Origin of the sequence: Acidovorax sp. (assembly GCF_046339755.1) — a bacterium.
Classification (GTDB): domain Bacteria; phylum Pseudomonadota; class Gammaproteobacteria; order Burkholderiales; family Burkholderiaceae_C; genus Acidovorax.
Window position 1 is genome coordinate 1 of sequence record NZ_JBKDTZ010000293.1, and the last position, 3,512, is coordinate 3,512.

At 71.5% G+C, this 3,512-nt stretch carries 3 protein-coding genes; all 3 read right to left on the reverse strand.

Features of this window, described 5'->3' with window-relative positions; genetic code table 11:
• Window positions 1–523: ABC transporter substrate binding protein (locus ACK59X_RS25200; protein WP_409961145.1), on the reverse strand; the 523-nt coding region annotated here is incomplete at its 3' end.
• 17 nt (window positions 524–540) lie between these two features.
• Window positions 541–3,159, reverse strand: a complete 2,619-nt coding sequence (locus ACK59X_RS25205; protein WP_409961147.1) for an MFS transporter — start codon at window positions 3,157–3,159, stop codon at window positions 541–543.
• A 274-nt stretch (window positions 3,160–3,433) separates the two neighbouring features.
• A complete protein-coding gene (locus tag ACK59X_RS25210; protein ID WP_409961149.1) occupies window positions 3,434–3,502 on the reverse strand; it encodes a hypothetical protein in 69 nt (22 codons plus the stop codon).
• Between the last annotated feature and the right edge of the window lie 10 nt (window positions 3,503–3,512).

The following is a 3,512-nucleotide window of genomic DNA, read 5'->3' on the forward strand; positions in this document are numbered from 1 at the left end:
TGAACGGGCGGTAGGCCCTGATGGCATTGAGCTGCACCGGTAGCGGCGCCACGTGGCTCACGCCCGTGACGTTGCGGCCGTGGTCCTCGAGCGTGCGCAAAAGGCCGGCGCCCACGGGGTCGGTCACTTCGGTGAAGACGATGGGCAGATCGCGGATCGCATCGTCCTTGCCCGCCTGGTCATGTTTGCCCGCCAGCGCCAGGGTAGTGGGCGTGCCCCAGGCGTAGATCAGGTCGGGGCGCGCCGCGCGCACCTTGGCGCGCAGCTCGGGAATGTCCTCGCTGCGCCCCGAGAAGCGGATGGGCACGTACTGCACAGGCACATCCTGGCGTTGCAGGTAGCCGGTGAAGCCGGCTTCGATGTTCTGGTCATCGCGCGGCAGCACCATGGCCACGGTATAACGTTTCGTGGCGGCGGCCACGCCTGCGGCGGCGGCGTTGCTGGCGCTCTGGGCGGCAGCGGCCGAGGCGCCCAGCAGGGCGCAGGCGGCTGCGGCGGCGAGGAGGATGCGGCGCAGTTTCATCGGAATTCTCCAGGGGGTCAGGCTGCCGCGGCGGCCTGGATGCGGGGGGTGCGCAGGCCGGCGGCCAGGCTCAAGGTGGACACCGACAGCAGCAGGCCCACGGCCACCACGGCGCCGGCATAGCCGAAGGCGGTCACGGCGACCGCGGTGACAAAGGGCGCGACGATGCTGCCGCCGCGCTCGATCAGCCGGAACGCCGCCAGGGCCTGTTCCGGCGTGGCACGGGCGCGGGCCGTGTCCACGCCCTCGAAGGCCTCGGTCGTCAGGGCGATCTGCGGTGAGGACTGCATCGCCTGGCCCAGGCCCAGCAGGGCGCAGCAGGTGGCCATGCCCCAGACGCCGCCCAGGGCCGGCAGCGACAGGCAGGCCAGCGCGCTGAGCACGCCGCCCGCCACGATGAAGGGCTTGCGCTGCCCGAGCAGGTCGGACCAGTGCGCCACCAGCGAGGCGGTGAGCGCAAAGCACAGGAAGTACAGCAGCAGCACCCGGCCCGCCACCGCGGGCGGCTGCTGCAGCTCGTTCATATAGAGAGGCACCACCACCGAGAGGATGGTCACGGCCACCAGGCGGCCCGGCAGGGCTGCGCCCAGGATCACCCAGATGGCGCGCGGCTCGCGCAGCACCGCCATGTAGCCGCGCCAGCCACCGGTGGTGGCCAGGCCGCGCTGGGCCCCGGCGCTGCTTTCGGGCGCGGGCAGCGACAGGCGCAGGGCGGCCAGCAGGGCGCCGACCATGCACAGTGAGCAGGCAAGGAAACCGATGCCGTCGCCGGCGCGTGCCGCGATCATGCCGCCAAAGGGCGGGCCGACGATGCCGGCCGCCACGATGGCCGCCGCCACCTCGGCCAGGCCGCGCGCGCGTTTTTGCGGCGGCGTGATGCGCACGATGGCCGTTTGTACCAGGATCAGCGCCAGGCCATAGGCCGCACCCCCCAGGGCGCGCAGGCCGATCAGGGTCCAGGCGTCGGTCGCCCAGGCGGTGGCGGTCAGGGCCAGCGTGCCGGCCAGGGCCGACAGCATCAGGCTCCAGCGCAGGTCGAAGCGCCGCGCCAGTGCCGGGCCGGCGGGCTGGGCCAGGGCCAGCGTGGCCATGAAGGCGGCGACGGGTAGTCCGGCCACCATGGTGGGCGACAGCGCGGCATCGATGGGCCGCACCTCGCTGGCAAACACGGTGAAGAAGGGACGCAACAGCTCTTCGGACATGGCGACCAGGAACACGGTCAGGCGCAGCAAGGTGAGCTGGGCGCCGATCTGGGGCGCTTCGGCCGTGGCACCGTCGTTGCGCGCGGTGCGGATCAGCTGGGCCCGGCATTCGGCGGCGTCGCGCTCATGGGCGGCTGCGCTTTCCTGGTCGATGGCGTGGTTTTTCTGCCAGCGGCGCTGCAGCCCCTGCCACAGGCGGGCCTGCACATAGGCGGCCAGCGGGAACAGCAGTGAGCGGCGCCACAGGCCGCGCGCGAGTTCGCGCACCAGCACGGCGGCGATCACCAGGGCCAGCACCAGGTCGATCAGCATGCCGGCGAGCTGGCGGTCCACGAAGTCGGCCGGGTAGCCGACGACCACGGAGCCATCGCCGGCCGTGAGTGTGCGGCGCGGGAAGTCGGAGGCGTCGTTGCGTGCATCCGTGGGCACGTCTTCGCCCCAGGTGGAGTTGCGCACCGCGCCGCTGGGCGGCTGCAGGGCCAGGTAGCTCAGCTCGGGGGCTTCGGCGAGCTGCTGCCGAAAGAGTTCGTCCACGCCATTCATCGCGCTCCAGGGCACGCCGAGCGACAGCGCGCGGGCCACCTGGCCCGACAGGGCGCGGCCCACGGCGTCGGCGTTGGCCTGGATCTGCGCCGTGACGGCCGGGCGGGCGGCCTCGCGAGCGATCCACAGCATGGCGGCGGGCGCCACCACCACGCTGAAGACCACGGCCAGCCAGAGCTGTCTGGCAGAGCCCAGGGGGGGGCTCGTACCGGCGTTACCGCCGATGCCGCGCATCGAGGTGATGATGCGGGTGCTCCAGCGCAGCAGCAGCCACCAGGTGATGAACAGGGCCAGCAGCATCAGCGGTAGGGCGCGCAGTACCATGCCGAGCGCGGCATCGCGGGCCTGGGCGCGCACCTCGGTTGGGTCGAGCGCTCCCCACAGCGTGGCGGCCGGGGCGCCGGTGGAATCGAAGATGGCCGCGCCGATCCACGCGTAGCGGCCGGTGTTGCGCACCGCCGGGGCATGGCCCGGCCCGGCATCGATCACCGCCTGCTGCCAGCGCGGGGCGATGGTGGCATGCAGCGCCGCATCGCCCGAGCGCAGCACCGCCTCGCCGCGGTCGGTGTCGATGAACACCCCGCGCAGCGGGCTGCCCGCTGCGCCCAGGCGCGCGACCCGTTCGGACAGCACGGTCTGGTCGGCCACCGAGACGCCGAAGCGCAGCCCGGACTCGGCCTCGTCGGCCACTTGGCGCAGCTGGCGCACGGTGCGGTCCTGCGCGAGCTGGGTCAGCAACTGCTCCGTCCGCCAGGCGATCAGCACAAGGGACAGGCCGAACAGCACCAGGGCGAAGATCGACGCGAACATCAGCGATTCGCGCCGCAGGCGCTTTTGCAATGCGGCTGCGTCGATCTCACTGTCCTGTGGGGCGTTGGTCGTGTCGGTCATGGAAATGATTCCTCGGTATACCGGTTTCGTCGAATGTCATTGAGCTGTTCTATAGTCGGGGAGTTCTTACAATTCCTTTCGACCCGCCGCGCGCTGCCTGCGCCACCTCGCCCATCGTGCTCAGTCCCTTGCCCCAGATTCCGCCCATCCTGCTGCCCGAAACGGGGTTGGTCAACGTGCCCCAGGCACGCACCCGCTTGCTGGAGGCGCAGGATTTCCATGAATGGATGGCGTTGCGCGACGCGGTGCTGTCCACGCTGCCCGACCCGGATTTCTACGTGCGCGAGATCGCCATGAAGAACGCGGCCGGCACGCCCTTGCCCGACACGTCGGCCACAACCACGGCCAGGTGC

What these genes read in the sequence shown, in the direction of transcription:
- ACK59X_RS25205 (WP_409961147.1), bottom strand. Translation starts at nt 3,159, where the DNA reads ATGACCGACACGACCAACGCCCCACAGGACAGTGAGATCGACGCAGCC.